16 protein-coding genes are annotated in these 15,611 nt (G+C 69.6%); 12 read left to right on the plus strand and 4 right to left on the minus strand.

Annotated features, from left to right (window positions below; all coding sequences use genetic code 11):
• The first annotated feature begins 11 nt into the window (after positions 1-11).
• The 3 genes from DQP57_RS05205 to DQP57_RS05215 all read left to right on the plus strand — a co-directional run bounded on the left by DQP57_RS05205 (position 12) and on the right by DQP57_RS05215 (position 3,431).
• Entirely contained in the window at positions 12-1,418 is a 1,407-nt protein-coding gene (locus DQP57_RS05205; RefSeq protein ID WP_112631973.1) for a cystathionine beta-synthase, read from the plus strand.
• Positions 1,419-1,527: 109 nt separating this feature from the next.
• Positions 1,528-2,259, plus strand: coding sequence for an RDD family protein (locus tag DQP57_RS05210; protein ID WP_112631974.1), 732 nt, complete (start codon positions 1,528-1,530; stop codon positions 2,257-2,259).
• A gap of 11 nt (positions 2,260-2,270) precedes the next feature.
• The gene (locus DQP57_RS05215) at positions 2,271-3,431 is read left to right on the plus strand and encodes a cystathionine gamma-synthase (protein ID WP_112631975.1); all 1,161 of its coding nucleotides are present in this window, start codon (positions 2,271-2,273) and stop codon (positions 3,429-3,431) included.
• 28 nt (positions 3,432-3,459) lie between these two features.
• Here DQP57_RS05215 and greA read toward each other — a convergent pair whose 3' ends face one another.
• Together greA and DQP57_RS05225 are read right to left on the minus strand one after the other, a co-directional pair.
• Entirely contained in the window at positions 3,460-3,954 is a 495-nt protein-coding gene (gene greA / locus DQP57_RS05220) for a transcription elongation factor GreA (RefSeq protein ID WP_112631976.1), read from the minus strand.
• A gap of 219 nt (positions 3,955-4,173) precedes the next feature.
• A complete protein-coding gene (locus DQP57_RS05225; protein ID WP_112631977.1) occupies positions 4,174-4,608 on the minus strand; it encodes a DUF4307 domain-containing protein in 435 nt (144 codons plus the stop codon).
• A 113-nt stretch (positions 4,609-4,721) separates the two neighbouring features.
• Here DQP57_RS05225 and mca point away from each other — a divergent pair, with 113 nt between their 5' ends.
• The 4 genes from mca to DQP57_RS05245 are packed head-to-tail and all read left to right on the plus strand — an operon-like array spanning position 4,722 to position 8,309.
• Positions 4,722-5,594 (plus strand): mycothiol conjugate amidase Mca, encoded by an 873-nt coding sequence (gene mca / locus DQP57_RS05230; protein ID WP_112631978.1) that lies wholly within the window; start codon positions 4,722-4,724, stop codon positions 5,592-5,594.
• Complete coding sequence (locus DQP57_RS05235) at positions 5,591-5,902, plus strand: hypothetical protein (protein ID WP_112631979.1); 312 nt, start codon at positions 5,591-5,593, stop codon at positions 5,900-5,902. The genes mca and DQP57_RS05235 overlap by 4 nt, the downstream gene beginning before the upstream one ends.
• Positions 5,889-7,904 (plus strand): thioredoxin domain-containing protein, encoded by a 2,016-nt coding sequence (locus DQP57_RS05240; protein WP_112631980.1) that lies wholly within the window; start codon positions 5,889-5,891, stop codon positions 7,902-7,904. The genes DQP57_RS05235 and DQP57_RS05240 overlap by 14 nt, the downstream gene beginning before the upstream one ends.
• A gap of 21 nt (positions 7,905-7,925) precedes the next feature.
• On the plus strand, positions 7,926-8,309 hold the full coding sequence (locus DQP57_RS05245) for a nuclear transport factor 2 family protein (RefSeq protein ID WP_112631981.1): 384 nt from the start codon (positions 7,926-7,928) through the stop codon (positions 8,307-8,309).
• Between the two features lie 18 nt (positions 8,310-8,327).
• Here DQP57_RS05245 and trhA read toward each other — a convergent pair whose 3' ends face one another.
• On the minus strand, positions 8,328-9,101 hold the full coding sequence (gene trhA / locus DQP57_RS05250; RefSeq protein WP_112631982.1) for a PAQR family membrane homeostasis protein TrhA: 774 nt from the start codon (positions 9,099-9,101) through the stop codon (positions 8,328-8,330).
• 213 nt (positions 9,102-9,314) lie between these two features.
• Between trhA and DQP57_RS05255 the strand changes: the two genes are divergently transcribed.
• The 3 genes from DQP57_RS05255 (at position 9,315) to DQP57_RS05265 (ending at position 12,184) form a co-directional block, all read left to right on the plus strand.
• Positions 9,315-10,103 carry a (2Z,6E)-farnesyl diphosphate synthase gene (locus tag DQP57_RS05255; protein WP_112632007.1) on the plus strand — a complete coding sequence of 263 codons (789 nt, stop codon included), beginning with the start codon at positions 9,315-9,317 and terminating at the stop codon, positions 10,101-10,103.
• Positions 10,104-10,151: 48 nt separating this feature from the next.
• Positions 10,152-11,522, plus strand: a complete 1,371-nt coding sequence (locus tag DQP57_RS05260) for a hypothetical protein (protein WP_112631983.1) — start codon at positions 10,152-10,154, stop codon at positions 11,520-11,522.
• 239 nt (positions 11,523-11,761) lie between these two features.
• On the plus strand, positions 11,762-12,184 hold the full coding sequence (locus DQP57_RS05265) for a hypothetical protein (RefSeq protein WP_112631984.1): 423 nt from the start codon (positions 11,762-11,764) through the stop codon (positions 12,182-12,184).
• An 18-nt stretch (positions 12,185-12,202) separates the two neighbouring features.
• On the opposite strand, the gene coaA is transcribed toward DQP57_RS05265, so the two are convergent.
• Positions 12,203-13,141 carry a type I pantothenate kinase gene (coaA, locus tag DQP57_RS05270; RefSeq protein WP_044487112.1) on the minus strand — a complete coding sequence of 313 codons (939 nt, stop codon included), beginning with the start codon at positions 13,139-13,141 and terminating at the stop codon, positions 12,203-12,205.
• A 116-nt stretch (positions 13,142-13,257) separates the two neighbouring features.
• Between coaA and glyA the strand changes: the two genes are divergently transcribed.
• A complete protein-coding gene (gene glyA / locus DQP57_RS05275) occupies positions 13,258-14,538 on the plus strand; it encodes a serine hydroxymethyltransferase (protein WP_112631985.1) in 1,281 nt (426 codons plus the stop codon).
• 116 nt (positions 14,539-14,654) lie between these two features.
• Complete coding sequence (locus tag DQP57_RS05280; RefSeq protein ID WP_112632008.1) at positions 14,655-15,482, plus strand: acyl-ACP desaturase; 828 nt, start codon at positions 14,655-14,657, stop codon at positions 15,480-15,482.
• The last annotated feature ends 129 nt before the right edge of the window (positions 15,483-15,611 follow it).

Consider the following 15,611-nt stretch of genomic DNA (forward strand, 5'->3'; position numbering starts at 1 on the left):
ACGATGAACGCATGCGGATCGCTCAGCACATCAGTGACCTCATCGGCGGCACACCGCTGGTGCGTCTGAACTCCGTCGTGCCCGACGGCGCCGGCCTCGTGGCGGCCAAGGTCGAATACCTCAATCCCGGTGGCAGCTCGAAGGACCGGATCGCGGTGAAGATGATCGACGCCGCCGAAGCCAGCGGCCAGCTGCGGCCGGGCGGCACCATCGTCGAACCCACCTCGGGCAACACCGGCGTCGGGCTGGCCCTCGTCGCGCAGCACCGCGGCTACAAGTGCGTGTTCGTCTGCCCCGACAAGGTCAGCGAGGACAAGCGCAACGTGCTGATGGCCTACGGCGCCGAGGTCGTCGTGTGTCCGACCGCGGTACCGCCCGACCATCCGGACAGCTACTACAGCGTCTCCGACCGGCTGGTCACCGAGATCGACGGCGCGTGGAAACCCGACCAGTACGCCAACCCGGAAGGCCCGGCCAGCCACTACGCCACCACCGGCCCGGAGATCTGGGCCGACACCGACGGCAAGGTCACCCATTTCGTCGCCGGCATCGGCACCGGCGGAACGATCACCGGCGCCGGCCGCTACCTCAAAGAGGTATCCGGCGGCGCGGTGCGCATCATCGGCGCGGACCCCGAGGGGTCGGTGTATTCGGGCGGCACCGGCCGGCCCTACCTGGTGGAGGGCGTCGGGGAGGACTTCTGGCCGCAGGCGTACGACCGCACGGTGCCCGACGAGATCATCGCGGTGTCCGACTCCGACTCGTTCGACATGACCCGGCGGCTGGCCCGCGAGGAAGCGATGCTGGTCGGCGGCTCGTGCGGCATGGCGGTGGTCGCCGCGCTCAAGGTCGCCGAGCGGGCCGGGCCCGACTCCATCGTGGTGGTGCTGCTGCCCGACGGCGGGCGGGGCTACATGTCGAAGATCTTCAACGACGCGTGGATGTCGTCCTACGGGTTCCTGCGCAGCCGCCTGGACGGCTCCACCGAACAGTCCCGGGTCGGCGACGTGCTGCGGCGCAAGTCCGGCGAGCTGCCCGACCTGGTGCACACCCACCCGGCCGAGACGGTGCGCGACGCCATCGGCATCCTGCGCGAGTACGGGGTGTCCCAGATGCCGGTCGTCGGGGCCGAGCCCCCGGTGATGGCGGGGGAGGTGGCCGGCAGCGTCTCCGAACGCGAACTGCTGTCCGCGGTCTTCGAGGGTCGGGCGAAATTGGCCGACGCGGTCTCGCTGCACATGAGCCCGCCCCTGCCGATGATCGGTGCCGGAGAACTGATCAGCGCGGCCGGCAAGGCCCTGCGCGATTGGGACGCGTTGATGGTGGTCGAGGAGGGCAAACCGGTGGGCGTGATCACCCGTTACGACTTGCTGGGTTTCCTCTCCGACGGGCCCCGGGGGCTGTCCGGGCGCCGCTAGCGCGCGGCCGTCGGCGCGCGCCGCGCGTCTCGCCCGGCCGCGACGCGCTCGGGTACTGTTTCGGCTGTCCAAGCTAGGGGTCCAGCTGACCCGGAGTGGAAGGTGGCCCATGACCGATCAACCGCCCGCCGGCGCTTACCCGCCACCTCCGTCGTCGCCCGCGCCCGCGGGTGGGGACCAGCCGCCATCGGGTGGTCAGGAGATTCCGCCGCCACCGGCGTCGGGCGCCGGTTCTTATCCGCCGCCTCCGCCACCGCCGCCCGGGGGGTCCTACCCGCCGCCCCCACCGTCGGCCGGCGGCTACGCGCCGCCGCCGCCCGGGCCGGCGATCCGCACGCTGCCGACGGAGCAGTACACGCCGTGGCTGACCCGCGCGCTGGCCTTCATCATCGACATCCTCCCGTACGTCGTGGTGCACGGCATCGGCACCGCGATCCTGGTCGCCACCCAGCAGACCGCCTGCATCACCGACGTCACGCAGTACTCCGTCAACCAGTACTGCGCCACCCAGAACTCGACCGTCGGCATGGTGGCGCAATGGCTGGCGTCGATCCTCGGGCTGTTCTATTTGATCTGGAACTACGGCTACCGCCAGGGCATCACCGGGTCGAGCGTCGGCAAGTCGGTACTGAAGTTCAAAGTGGTCAGCGAGGTCACCGGGCAGCCCCTGGGCTTCGGGATGTCGGTGGTGCGCGCGCTGGCGCACTTCGTCGACGCGATCATCTGCTTCATCGGTTTCCTTTTCCCGCTGTGGGATTCGAAGCGCCAGACGCTGGCGGACAAGATCATGACGACGGTGTGCCTACCGATCGACGGCGCCGAGAGGCCGGCCGTCACCTAGGCTGAGCGTCGATGAGCGACGACGCACGCCACGAGTTCACCGGACTGGCCACCAAAGCGATTCACGCCGGCTACCGGCCGGACCCGGCGACCGGCGCGGTGAACGCCCCGATCTACGCCAGCAGCACCTTCGCCCAGGACGGTGTCGGCGCCCTGCGCGGCGGCTTCGAATACGCCCGCACCGGCAACCCGACCCGGACCGCGCTGGAAGCGGCGCTGGCCGCCGTCGAAGAGGGCGCCTACGGGCGGGCCTTCGGCTCGGGCATGGCCGCCACGGACTGCGCCCTGCGCGCGGTGCTGCGGCCCGGCGACCACGTCGTGATCCCGAACGACGCGTACGGCGGCACCTTCCGGCTGATCGACAAGGTCTTCACCCAGTGGAACGTCGAGTACACCCCGGTCGCCCTGCATGAGCTGGACGCCGTCGCCGCCGCGATCACGCCGCGCACCCGGCTGATCTGGGCGGAAACGCCGACCAACCCGTTGCTGTCCATCGCCGACATCGCCGCCCTGGCAGAACTGGGCAAGCAGAGTTCGGCAAAGGTGTTGGTGGACAACACGTTTGCGTCACCGGCGCTGCAGCAGCCGTTGACGTTGGGCGCCGACATCGTGCTGCACTCCACTACCAAATACATCGGCGGGCACTCGGACGTGGTGGGCGGCGCGCTGGTCACCAACGACAAGGAACTCGACGAGGCGTTCGCGTTCCTGCAGAACGGCGCGGGCGCGGTGCCCGGGCCGTTCGACGCCTACCTGACCATGCGCGGCCTGAAGACCCTGGTGCTGCGCATGCAGCGGCACAGCGAAAACGCTTCGGCCGTAGCGGAATTCCTCGCCGGGCATCCCGCCGTGGGCACGGTGCTCTATCCCGGCCTGCCCTCACACCCCGGCCACGAGATCGCGGCCCGGCAGATGCGCGGCTTCGGCGGCATGGTCTCGGTCCGCATGCGTGGCGGCCGCGACGCCGCCCGCGACCTGTGCGCCAAAACCCGGGTGTTCATCCTGGCGGAATCGCTGGGCGGGGTGGAGTCGCTGATCGAGCACCCCAGCGCCATGACCCATGCGTCGACGGCCGGGTCGCAATTGGAAGTTCCCGACGATCTGGTGCGGCTGTCGGTCGGCATCGAGGACGTCGCCGACCTGCTGGCCGATCTCGACCGGGCCTTGGGCTAACGGCGGGTCGCCGCGGGCTGAGCCCGGATCAGGAGTGGTAGGGCTCCGCGCTGACCAGCGTGACCTGGACGGTGTTGCCGTTGGGCACCACGTAGGTGCGGGTCTCGCCCTCCTTGGCGTCGATCAGGGCGCCGCCCAGCGGCGAGTTGGGCGAATAGACCTCGAGCTTGCCGTCGTTGACGCCCTCCTGGCGGGTGGCGATCAGGAAGGTCTCCGTGTCGGACTTGTCGCCGTTGTAGTAGACCTTGACCACCGAACCGGGCAGGGCGACGCCGGACTGCTTGGGCGCCTCGCCGACCTTGGCGTTGTTGAGCAGGTCCTGCAGCTGGCGGATGCGGGCCTCCTGCTGACCCTGCTCCTCGCGGGCGGCGTGGTAGCCGCCGTTCTCGCGCAGGTCGCCCTCCTCGCGGCGGTCGTTGATCTCCGCGGCGATGACCGGACGATTCGCAATCAACTGGTCGAGCTCGGCCTTGAGCCGGTCGTGTGACTCCTGGGTCAGCCAGGTCACGGAAGTGTCCGTCATCTCGTCGTGCTCCTCGTATGTTGTTCCGCGAGTCCGCGTTAAGTCCTGTTAGCTCCGCCGCCGGGAGTGTGCGGGTGCCTCCCCGTGTGCTGCCGCTCCGTTTTGCTCACGTCCGCTAATGCAGCAACACGGTCCCAACCGGAACCGTGCATTCATCCATGTTACCACCGTGCAAACAGTTGATGACCCCATATTCGCAGTTCGCTGTGGACGGGGAGGTCACGCCGGGCGCAGGTAGGCGGGCACATCGGTGCCGCAGCCATAGATGTCGGCGACCACCGGCGGCTCGAACGATTTCACCGTCGTGGTCACCTGCACGGTGGCCGCATCCGACGGCGGGACCAGCAGTTCCCGGCGGCCCGTCTCGCTGCCGTCCTTGGCGCGCACCCGCACGATGCAGTCCACCGGCCGCGACGGATCCGATCGCATCACGCTGATCGTGATCGACGCCGTCTGGTCGTCGATCACCCGATAGCCGGCCATCGTCCCCTTGACGTCGCTCGTGCCGAACCGGTGATAACCGATGACGGCAACGACGAGTCCGGCCACCACGACCAGCGCGCCCAGCGTGACAACCACCCACCGCCGGGGGATGCGCGATCGCCGGGAGCGCCCGTAGCGGGCCTCCGGACGAGGAATCGGGGATTCGGTCATGACTGATTTTGCCTGGTTGTGGGCCGCCCGGCACCGGCCGGCAGCATGCGACGAACTCGGAACTGGAATTATAGGGTCAGACCGGGCGACCCCCAGAGGTGACAAGGAAGCACGTGAGCGAATTGCGGTTGATGGCGGTGCACGCCCACCCCGACGACGAGTCCAGCAAGGGCGCGGCCACGCTGGCCCGCTACGCCGACGAAGGCCATCGCGTGCTGGTGGTGACGTTGACCGGCGGTGAGCGCGGCGACATTCTCAACCCGGCGATGGACCTGCCCGAGGTGCACGGCCACATCGCCGAGATCCGCCGCGACGAGATGGCCAAGGCCGCCGAGATACTCGGCGTGGAGCACACCTGGCTGGGTTTCGTCGACTCCGGACTGCCCCAGGGTGACCCGCCGCCGCCGCTGCCCGAGGGCTGTTTCGCGCTGGTGCCGCTCGAGGAGTCGATCGAGGCGCTGGTCCGCGTGGTTCGCGAGTTCCGTCCGCACGTGATGACCACATACGACGAGACCGGCGGCTACCCCCATCCCGATCACATTCGCTGCCACCAGGTTTCGGTGGGTGCCTACGAGGCGGCCGGCGATTACCGGCGCTTCCCCGACGCCGGCGAGCCGTGGTCGGTGTCCAAGCTCTACTACAACCACGGGTTCCTGCGGGCCCGGATGCAGCTGCTGCACGACGAGGCCGTCAAGCACGGTCAGGAGCCCCCGTTCAAGAAGTGGCTCGAGCACTGGGACGCCGCGCACGATCCGTTCGAGTCCCGGGTGACCACGCGGGTCGAATGCTCGGCGTACTTCAGCCAGCGCGACGACGCGCTGCGGGCGCACACCACCCAGATCGACCCGGAGCACGACTTCTTCGCCGCTCCCATCGCGTGGCAGCAACGGCTTTGGCCCACTGAGGAATTCGAGTTGGCCCGCTCCCGCGTCCCGGTGTCGCTGCCCGAGGACGACCTGTTCGCCGGGATCGAGAGCGACGCGTGAACCACCTCTTTCTCGTCGTGACCGCCGCCGGCTGGCAGGCCGACGGCCCGCCCCACCACACCGGCCCCGACTTCGGCAAGGCCAGCCCGGTCGGGCTGCTGATCGTCGTGTTGCTGTTGATCAGCACGCTGTTTCTGCTGCGATCGATGAACCGGCAGCTGAAGAAGGTGCCGGAATCGTTCGATCCCAAGCACCCCGAACCGGACCAGGCCGCCGACGAGGGCACCGACGCGGTCGGCCCCGGCGCCACCCCGGACGAAGGCAACGGCCCGCCGCGAGCCCCGGGACCCGGCGATGAGCCCGGCTGACCAGGCTTCGACGAATACCCTTGGGCTGGCGACCAGCCCGTACCTGCGTCAGCACGCCGACAACCCGGTGCACTGGCAGCAGTGGACCCCCGAGGCGCTGGCCGCCGCCGCCGACCGCGACGTGCCGATCCTGCTCTCGGTGGGCTACGCCGCCTGCCATTGGTGCCACGTCATGGCCCACGAGTCGTTCGAGGACGACGACGTGGCCGCCGCGATGAACGCCGGGTTCGTCTGCATCAAGGTCGACCGTGAGGAACGTCCGGACATCGACGCGGCGTACATGAACGCCACGGTCGCGCTCAACGGGCACGGCGGTTGGCCGATGACGTGCTTCCTGACGCCGGACGGACGACCCTTCTTCTGCGGTACCTATTATCCGAAAGACGGCTTCCTGCAACTTCTTTCGGCCGTCTCGGCCACCTGGCGGGAGCGTCGCGGCGAGGTCGAGGAGGCCTCGGACCGCATCGCGGGCGAGTTACGCAGGATCTCGTCGGGCCTGCCGGGCGGCGGTCCCTCGATAGCGCCGGAGCTGTGCGACCACGCCGTCGCCACGGTGCTCGAGGATCGCGACGCGGTGCACGGCGGGTTCGGCGGAGCGCCCAAGTTCCCGCCGTCGGCGTTGCTCGAGGCGCTGTTGCGCCACTTCGAGCGCACCGGCTCATCGCAGGCGCTTGCGGCGGTGACGCACACCGGCAACGCGATGGCGCGCGGCGGCATCTACGACCAGCTCGGCGGCGGCTTCGCCCGCTACAGCGTCGACAAGGCTTGGGTGGTACCGCATTTCGAGAAGATGCTCTACGACAACGCGCTGCTGCTGCGCGCCTACGCGCACTGGGCCCGGCGCACCGCGGACCCGCTGGCGCGCCGGGTCGCCGCCCAGACCGCCCAGTTCCTGCTGGTCGAGCTGGCCGACGGCGCCATGTTCACCTCGTCGCTGGACGCCGACGCCGACGGCCGCGAGGGTTCGACCTATGTGTGGACTCCGGCGCAGCTGAACGAGGCGCTCGGCCCCGACGACGGTCCTTGGGCGGCAAGCGTTTTCGCGGTCACCCAGAGCGGCACGTTCGAGCACGGCGCCTCGGTGCTGCAGGCCCCCGCCGATCCCGAGGACGCCCAGCGGCTGGAACGCGTGCGCGCCGCGCTGCTGACGGCCCGCCGTGCCCGAGTCCAGCCCGGCCGTGACGACAAAGTCGTCACGTCGTGGAACGGCCTGGCGATCACCGCCCTGGCCGAGGCCAGCGTGGCGCTGGACGAGCCCGAATTGGCGCAGGCGGCAATGCGTTGCGCGCGAACGCTGCTCGGTCTGCACCTCGTCGACGGCCGGTTGCGACGCGCCAGCCTGGGCGGCGCGGTCGGCGACAGCGCCGCCATCCTCGAGGACTACGCGATGCTGGCCACCGGTCTGCTCGCCCTGTACCAGCTGACCGCCGAGGACACCTGGCTGAGCGCGGCCACCGGGCTGCTCGACACCGCCCTGGCCCATTTCGCCGATCCGCAGCAGCCCGGCCGCTGGTTCGACACGGCCGACGACGCCGAGCGGTTGGTGTTGCGGCCGGCCGATCCGCTGGACGGGGCGACCCCGTCGGGGGCGTCGTCGATCACCGAGGCGCTGCTGACCGCGGCGCACCTGGTCGACGGCGACCGCACCGAGCGCTACCTGCGGGCGGTCGGCGAATCGCTCGGCGCGCATTCGGTGCTGCTGGAGCGCGCGCCCCGGTCGGCCGGGCATTGGCTGGCCGTCGCGGAAGCCGCGGTGCGCGGACCCCTGCAGATCGCGGTGGCCTGCGACCCGCCGGCGTCGGCGTTGCTGGCCGAGGCGCGCCGGCTGGCGCCCGGCGGGGCGATCGTGGTGGGCGGGCCGCAGGATTCGTCGGCGCTGCTGGCCGGCCGGCCCCGGGTGGCAGGCGCCGATGCCGCGTATGTGTGCCGCGGCCAGGTGTGCGACCTGCCGGTGACCACCGCGCCCGAATTGGCGACCGCCCTGGGTGTCCCCGATCACTAGCGCGGGGTTACCCTGCGTCCCATGCCGAATGCCGCCAGGACCGAAGCGATCCGGAACACGGTCAACCGCTACATCGAATTGGTCGCTAAGGGCAGCGCCGACGATCTGGTCGAGTTGTACGCCGACGACGCCACCGTGGAGGACCCGGTCGGCGGCGAGGTGCACATCGGGCGGCAGGCGATCCACGGCTTCTACTCCGCGGTCGACAACCTGCAGCGCGAATGCGAACTGGTGACGCTGCGCGTCGCCGGCAACGAGGCGGCCTTCCATTTCCGGCTGACCGTGACCGCGGGCGAGCACCGGATGGTGATCGAACCGATCGACGTCATGGTCTTCGACGGCCGCGGCAAGATCGCCTCGATGAAGGCCTACTGGTCGCCGGAGGACGGCGTGCCCCAGGCCTAGCGGCGTGACCGTGCGGCCTCAGCCGCCCGCCAGCCAGGCATGGTCGCCCGTGTAGAACACCGCGAACCACATGGCGATGTAGTGCAGGATCGCCGCGATCGCGGTGAAGGCGTGGAAGAACTCGTGATAGCCGAACGTCCGCGGCCACGGGTCCGGCCAGCGCAGGCCATAGAAGATGCCGCCGACGCTGTAGAACACGCCGCCCACCGCCAGCAGCACCATCGCGGCCACGCCGGCCTGATGCAGGATCGTGGGAGCGAACCAGACGGCCACCCAGCCGAGCAGCAGGTAGAGCGGCACCCCGACCCAGCGCGGCGCCGTGGGCCAGCACATCTTCAGTGCGATCCCGGCCGCCGCGCCGCCCCACACGATGCACTGCACCAGCACCCCGGTGTTCTGCGGCATGACCAGCCGCGCGAACGGCGTGTAGCTGCCGGCGATGAACACGAAGATCATCGAATGGTCGAGCCGCTTCATCCGGCTGCGCGCGACGGGGGACTTCCAGTGCACCCGGTGATAGGTGGCGCTGACCGCGAACATGGCCACCGTGGCCGCGGCGTAGACCAGCGTCGAGTGGCCGGCGCGCGGCGACGCGACGGCCCACGACACCGATACCAGCGTGGCGCCGGTGATGATGGCCAGCCACGCCGAGACGAAGTGGATCCAGCCGCGCATCCGGGGCTTGCTTAAGAACTGGGCGGCACCCTCGACGAACTGTTCGACGGTGTTGCCCGGAACGATCGATTCGCGGTCGGGCTCTGGGTTGGGGACGGTGCTGGTCTGGCTGCTCATGTCTCCTGTGTCTTGTCTTCGCAACTGTCTTGGCTTCGCGACTGTCTTGGCTTCGCGACGTTTTCTTCGCGACGAGAGATTCCGGAAAGCCAGGGGCTGTTCAAGAGCCACAGTAGTCAGGGATGGTTACAGCACCGTGTCGGCTGCTCAGGTGACCGGGCCGAAATCGAGAACCGGTGAATACATCACCGCTGGCAGTTAGGGTGAATGGTCGTGGAAATCATTCCGCCGCGCCTCAAAGAGCCGCTGTATCGCGTCTACGAGCTGCGGCTGAGGCAGGGCCTGGCCGCCTCGAAGTCCCAGCTCCCGCGGCACATCGCCGTGCTGTGCGACGGCAACCGCCGCTGGGCCCGCGACGCGGGATACGAGGACGTCAGCTACGGCTACCGGATGGGCGCGTCCAAGATCGCCGAGATGCTGCGCTGGTGTTCCGAAGCCGGCGTCGAGATGACCACCGTCTACCTGCTGTCCACCGAGAACCTGCAGCGCGATCCCGACGAGTTGGCCGGGCTGATCGAGATCATCACCGACGTCGTCGAGGAGATCTGCGCGCCGGCCAACCGCTGGAGCGTGCGCACGGTGGGGGACCTGGAACTGCTCGGCGACGAGCCGGCCCGCCGACTGCGCGGAGCGGTCGAGTCCACCCCCAGCGTCGCGCCCTTTCACGTCAACGTCGCCGTCGGCTATGGCGGCCGGCAGGAGATCGTCGGGGCGGTGCGCGCGCTGCTGAACAAGGAGCTGGCCAACGGCGCCACCGGCGAGGAGCTCGTCGACGCGGTGACCGTCGACGCCATTTCCGAGAACCTCTACACCTCCGGGCAACCCGATCCGGACCTGGTGATCCGCACCTCGGGGGAGCAACGGCTGTCCGGATTCCTGCTGTGGCAGAGCGCCTATTCGGAGATGTGGTTCTGCGAAACGCACTGGCCCGCGTTCCGCCGCGTCGACTTCCTGCGCGCGCTGCGCGACTACAGCCGGCGGGATCGCCGGCACGGCAAGTGACTCCCGAAGGCCTTAAGGGCCGGCGCGGCCGCGTGTCACACTAAGGACATGGCTGCGCTGTCGGCGGTGGTGTTCACGCTGAGCGCCTGGCTGGGGCTGTATCTGGTGAGCCGTGATCCGCGCAAGCCCGTCCTCGTGCTGGCGGCGATCGGACTGTGCGGGTTCGCGCTCGTGGTGGGTCTGGACGCGGTGCGGACCGCCAGTCCCGCCCACGCCGGGCTGCTGAGCCGGGTGGAGATCTACCTGGCGGCCCTCCCCGGCGTGGCGTGGTTCGCCGTGCTCGTCGAGCTGTCCCGGCCCAGCGACGGCTGGCGCTCGCGCTCCCGCGAGGTGTTGCTGGTGGCCGTCGTCGCCGCGCTGACCCTGTTCGGGGCGATGCTGGCCGGCAGCGTCGACGGGCCGCTGCGGCCCGGTCACTGGGTGATGTTCGCGGTGATCTCCGTGTCGACGCTCGGCGCCGGGGTGGTCGCGTTGCGCCGCCCGCGGCGGCCCAGGCCGGCCGTGGGACTGGCGATCACCGCCACCCTGTTCTTCGCGCTGGCCAACGCGATCCTGATCATTCCGCTGGGCCTGGTGCCGAGCTGGGTCGCGCTGGCGTCGACGAGTTGCGACGTCCTCGGGCTGGGGGTCGCGGTGGCCCTGTGGGACGCGTTCGACGAGGGCCACGCGCTGCGCCCCGACATGCTCCGCTCGTTCGCCGGTTCGGTGGCGGTGGCGGTGCTGTTCGGCGGCCAGGCGCTGATCGGGCTGGCGGTGACCCGCGACGACGCCGCCGCGCGAACCGCGCTGACGGTGCTGCTGTTCACCAGCCTGGCGGTCGCTATCACCGTGCAGGTGCTCGCCGATCCCCTGGCCGGGGTGCTCGACCGGCTGGCGTTCTCGAAATCGCCTGCGCTGCGCGCGGATCGGGCCGCGCTGCGGCATACCGGGGCGGCGCTGCCGCTGCGCCAGGAGCACCCGCTCGCCGGCGTCGACGACGTCACTTTCGCTCGCCTCACCCGCCGCGCCCTGGGTCACTACGGCGACCTGAGCAAGCTGGTCGCCAGCCCGCTGACGGCGCTGCCGGTGATCGACGAGCGGCTGGCCGCCCGCGGCGCACCCGACCAGCCGATCGAGCGGGCCAACGAACTCAAGGCGGTGCTGGCCGAGGGCATCTCGCGGCTGAAGCCGCGCGACGGCGGCGACTTCGGCACCACCGAGGAGTGGCGGTACTACAACTCGCTGTACTTCCCCTACGTCGTCGGGGTGCGCGCCTACGCGCAGAACGCCACCGCCTCGGGTCTGGATCCGATCGCGCGGCAGGCGTGGCAGTGGTTCGTCACCGAGGTTCCCCAGCGCTCGCTGCACAACTGGCAGAACGCCGCCGCCCGGCTGATCGCCGCCGATCTTCGGGGACGGATCCCGGTCCCCAGCGACTAGCGGCGGGAACCTTCCGTCACGCGACCGTGGTGTCCCGCGGCCCCTGTGACTGGTGGGAACGCTGAGCCCGCCAGGGCTGGCGCGTGTCAAATATTTACCCCCCGGCGGGAATAGCCGGGTGAACCACCTCGTCTTTGTATCCGTGGCATGAGTTGGCAGTGCCACGAGTCGATATGGCAGTGCACGGGCGGCACCCTCAAAGCTGTTCGACCCAACCCGCCACCGCGAGGAGTAAGCACATGAGCTCTGTTACCGGCGTATCCAGCATCCCGGCCCGGCCCCTCTACGACGCGACCGACTCGCTGTTGCGTTTCGCCGTGCGCGCCGACGCGACCCTGACGGGGTTGCTCGGCTTGACCATCGCGTTCCTCGCCGACCCGCTATCGTCGCTGACCGGCCTGACGTCCTTCCAGGAATACGGCGTGGGCGTCCTGTTCGTGCTGTCCGGCCTGCTGGTGTTCAGCCTCGGGGCGCTGCCGGACGTGCGCCGCGTCGGCATCAGCGTGTTGGTGGTCAACGTCGCTTTCACGCTGGTGGCGATCCTGGCCGCGGAAGCGCTGCCGCTGACCCTCACCGGCGTCGCGCTGACCCTGGCCACGGCCGCCTACACCGCGGCGTTTGCCGGGCTGCAGTACCTGGGATTGCGTCGCCTCGAGGCGTGATCCGCCGGCCGCGCACCGTCACAGCTTGCGCAGCCGCAGCCGGTTGATGGAGTGGTCGGCGTCCTTGCGCAGCACCAGGGTGGCGCGCGGCCGGGTCGGCAGGATGTTCTCGACCAGGTTGGGGCGGTTGATGGATCGCCAGATCTCGCGGGCCGCGGCCACCGCCTTGGTGTCGTTGAGCGCCGAATAGTGGTGGAAGTGCGATTCGGGATCGGCGAAGGCGGTGCTGCGCATGGCCAGGAACCGCGAGACGTACCACTGCTCGATGTCTTCGATCCGGGCGTCGACGTACACGCCGAAATCGAACAGGTCCGACACCATCAGGGTCGGACCGGTCTGCAGCACGTTGAGGCCCTCGAGGATCAGGATGTCGGGGTGACGTACCACGTGCTTGGCCCCCGGGATGATGTCGTATTTCAGGTGCGAATACACCGGCGCGCACGCGTAGTCCGAACCGGATTTGACCGAGGTCACGAACCGCATCAGCGCCCGACGGTTGTAGCTTTCCGGAAACCCCTTGCGGTGCATCAGGTTTCGCCGGTCCAGCTCAGCATTCGGGTACAGGAACCCGTCGGTGGTGACCAGGTCCACCCGCGGGTGATGGTCCCAGCGCGCCAGCAGCGCCTGCAGCACGCGGGCGGTCGTCGACTTGCCGACCGCGACGCTGCCGGCCACCCCGATGATGAACGGCACCGGCCGGTCGGGGTTTTGCTGAGGTTCGCCGAGGAATTCGGCGGTGGCGGCGAACAATCGCTGCCGCGCCGCGACCTGCAGGTGAATGAGCCGGGCCAGCGGCAGGTAGACCTCTTCGACTTCCAGCAAGTCGATCTGTTCACCCAGACCGCGCAGGCCGACCAGCTCTTCCTCGGTGAGGGCCAGCGGCGTCGACATGCGAAGCGCGCGCCATTGCTTTCGGTCGAACTCCACATAAGGGCTCGGCTCGCTAAGCCGCGGCATAGTGCAAGTGTTGCAGGGGCGCCGAAAAGCCCGACGGCTGGGCTGGCGAAAGGGCGGCGCTGGATAGACTGGCGGCCGTGACTGCTGCACCTGACGCCCGTCCCTCGACATCCGTGATGTCCGCCCCGTTGGCCGAGGTCGACCCGGACATCGCCGAGCTGCTCGGCAAGGAGCTCGGCCGGCAACGCGACACGCTCGAGATGATCGCCTCGGAGAACTTCGTGCCGCGCGCCGTGCTGCAGGCCCAGGGCAGCGTGCTGACCAACAAGTACGCCGAGGGGCTGCCGGGGCGCCGCTACTACGGCGGCTGCGAGTACGTCGACGTGGTGGAGAACATCGCCAGGGACAGGGCCAAGGCGCTTTTCGGCGCCGACTTCGCCAACGTGCAGCCCCATTCGGGGGCCCAGGCCAACGCCGCCGTCCTGCACGCGCTGATGTCGCCGGGGGAGCGGCTGCTGGGTCTGGACCTGGCCAACGGCGGCCACCTGACGCACGGCATGAAGCTGAACTTCTCCGGCAAGCTCTACGAGAACGGTTTCTACGGTGTCGACCCGACGACGCATCTGGTCGACATGGACGCGGTGCGCGCCAAGGCGCTGGAATTCCGGCCGAAGGTGATCATCGCCGGCTGGTCGGCCTACCCGCGGATCCTCGACTTTGCGGCGTTCCGGTCGATCGCCGACGAGGTCGACGCCAAGCTCTGGGTGGACATGGCGCACTTCGCGGGTCTCGTCGCGGCCGGGCTGCACCCCTCGCCGGTGCCGCACGCCGACATCGTGTCGACCACCATCCACAAGACGCTCGGCGGCGGCCGCTCGGGGATGATCCTGGGCAAGCAGGAGTACGCCAAGGCGGTCAACTCTGCGGTGTTCCCCGGCCAGCAGGGCGGCCCGCTGATGCACGTCATCGCCGGCAAGGCCGTCGCGCTCAAGATCGCCGGCACCCCGGAGTTCGTCGAGCGCCAGCAGCGCACGCTGTCGGGTGCCCGGATCCTGGCCGACCGGCTGCTGGCCGCCGACGTCGCCAAGGCCGGCGTGTCGGTCGTCAGCGGCGGCACCGACGTGCACCTGGTCCTGGTGGACCTGCGCAACTCCCCGCTCGACGGGCAGGCCGCCGAGGACCTGCTGCACGAGGTCGGCATCACCGTGAACCGCAACGCCGTGCCCAACGACCCGCGCCCGCCGATGGTCACCTCGGGGCTGCGGATCGGCACGCCCGCGCTGGCCACCCGCGGCTTCGGCGACGCCGAGTTCAGCGAGGTCGCCGACGTCATCGCCACCGCCTTGGCGGCTGGGACCTCGGCCGACGTCTCGGGGCTGCGCCAGCGAGTGACGCGGCTGGCCCAGGAGTTTCCGCTGTACGACGGCCTCGAAGACTGGGCGCTGGTCGGCCGGTAGCCGGCATCGCCGCAGGCAGGGCGGCCAACGGCGGGGTTTGAGGACCTAAGTCACCAGTTGCCGCGACACGACCGCGTCGATTTCATGAACCTGTGTACGCGGGTTACAGTTACCTCATGGCCGAAAGACCCGTCGCTAACGCACTGACCCTGGAACTCGAGCCGGTCGTCGAAGCGAACATCGACCGCCACCTGTCCACCGAAGAACTCTGGTTCGCGCACGACTACGTGCCGTTCGAACGGGGCGAGAACTTCGCCTTCCTCGGTGGGCGCGACTGGGACCCGTCGTCGATGACGTTGCCGAGGCCGCTGACCGACGCCTGCGAGATCATGTTGCTGCTCAAGGACAACCTGGCCGCACACCACCGCGAGCTGGTCGAGCACTTCATCCTGGAGGACTACTGGGGCCGCTGGCTGGGCCGGTGGACCGCCGAGGAGCACCTGCACGCCATCGCGCTGCGCGAGTACCTGGTGGTGACCCGCGAGGTCGACCCGACCGCCAACGAAGAGGCCCGCGTCCAGTACGTCATGAAGGGCTACCGCGCCGACACCTACTCGCAGGTGGAGATCCTGGTGCACATGGCGTTCGCCGAGCGCACCCACGCCGTGTTCTGCGAGAACCTGGCCGCGCAGCTCGAGGAGCCCATCCTCGCCGGCCTGATCGACCGGATCGCCCGCGACGAGCGGCGCCACGAAATGTTCTTCTCCAACCTCGTCGCGCACTGCCTCGAGTACACCCGCGACGAGACGATCGCGGCGATCGCCGCCCGCGCGGCCGACCTGGAGGTGCCCGGCGCCGACATCGACGCGTACGCGGACAAGGTGCGAAACGTCGACAAGGCAGGCATTTTCGGACCGGAGCAGCTGCGCCAGGCGATCTCCGACCGCATCGCCGCGTGGGGGCTCGCCGACGAGCCCCAGCTGCGGCAATTCGTCGCCGGCTGAGCCGGCCGGCACGCTCCTCACCCCAGCGGCCACGCGCGGGGACCGGTCGCGTCCCGCAACGTCGGCGCGCCTGCACAGCGGGCGCACGGCCACGGGAGTAGCGTCGTTCTCGATGGTCAGCGTCAAGCT

Origin of the sequence: Mycobacterium colombiense, assembly GCF_003284935.1 — a bacterium.
GTDB classification, from domain to species: domain Bacteria; phylum Actinomycetota; class Actinomycetes; order Mycobacteriales; family Mycobacteriaceae; genus Mycobacterium; species Mycobacterium arosiense_A.

Bases quoted from the DNA above. Each gene is read 5' to 3' on its own strand.
- trhA (WP_112631982.1), bottom strand. From the start codon at position 9,101: ATGAGCAGCCAGACCAGCACCGTCCCCAACCCAGAGCCCGACCGCGAA.
- DQP57_RS05265 (WP_112631984.1), top strand. From the start codon at position 11,762: ATGAGCTCTGTTACCGGCGTATCCAGCATCCCGGCCCGGCCCCTCTAC.
- DQP57_RS05260 (WP_112631983.1), top strand. From the start codon at position 10,152: ATGGCTGCGCTGTCGGCGGTGGTGTTCACGCTGAGCGCCTGGCTGGGG.
- glyA (WP_112631985.1), top strand. From the start codon at position 13,258: ATGTCCGCCCCGTTGGCCGAGGTCGACCCGGACATCGCCGAGCTGCTC.
- DQP57_RS05245 (WP_112631981.1), top strand. From the start codon at position 7,926: ATGCCGAATGCCGCCAGGACCGAAGCGATCCGGAACACGGTCAACCGC.
- coaA (WP_044487112.1), bottom strand. From the start codon at position 13,141: ATGCCGCGGCTTAGCGAGCCGAGCCCTTATGTGGAGTTCGACCGAAAG.
- DQP57_RS05210 (WP_112631974.1), top strand. From the start codon at position 1,528: ATGACCGATCAACCGCCCGCCGGCGCTTACCCGCCACCTCCGTCGTCG.
- greA (WP_112631976.1), bottom strand. From the start codon at position 3,954: ATGACGGACACTTCCGTGACCTGGCTGACCCAGGAGTCACACGACCGG.
- DQP57_RS05215 (WP_112631975.1), top strand. From the start codon at position 2,271: ATGAGCGACGACGCACGCCACGAGTTCACCGGACTGGCCACCAAAGCG.
- DQP57_RS05205 (WP_112631973.1), top strand. From the start codon at position 12: ATGCGGATCGCTCAGCACATCAGTGACCTCATCGGCGGCACACCGCTG.
- DQP57_RS05280 (WP_112632008.1), top strand. From the start codon at position 14,655: ATGGCCGAAAGACCCGTCGCTAACGCACTGACCCTGGAACTCGAGCCG.
- DQP57_RS05240 (WP_112631980.1), top strand. From the start codon at position 5,889: ATGAGCCCGGCTGACCAGGCTTCGACGAATACCCTTGGGCTGGCGACC.
- DQP57_RS05225 (WP_112631977.1), bottom strand. From the start codon at position 4,608: ATGACCGAATCCCCGATTCCTCGTCCGGAGGCCCGCTACGGGCGCTCC.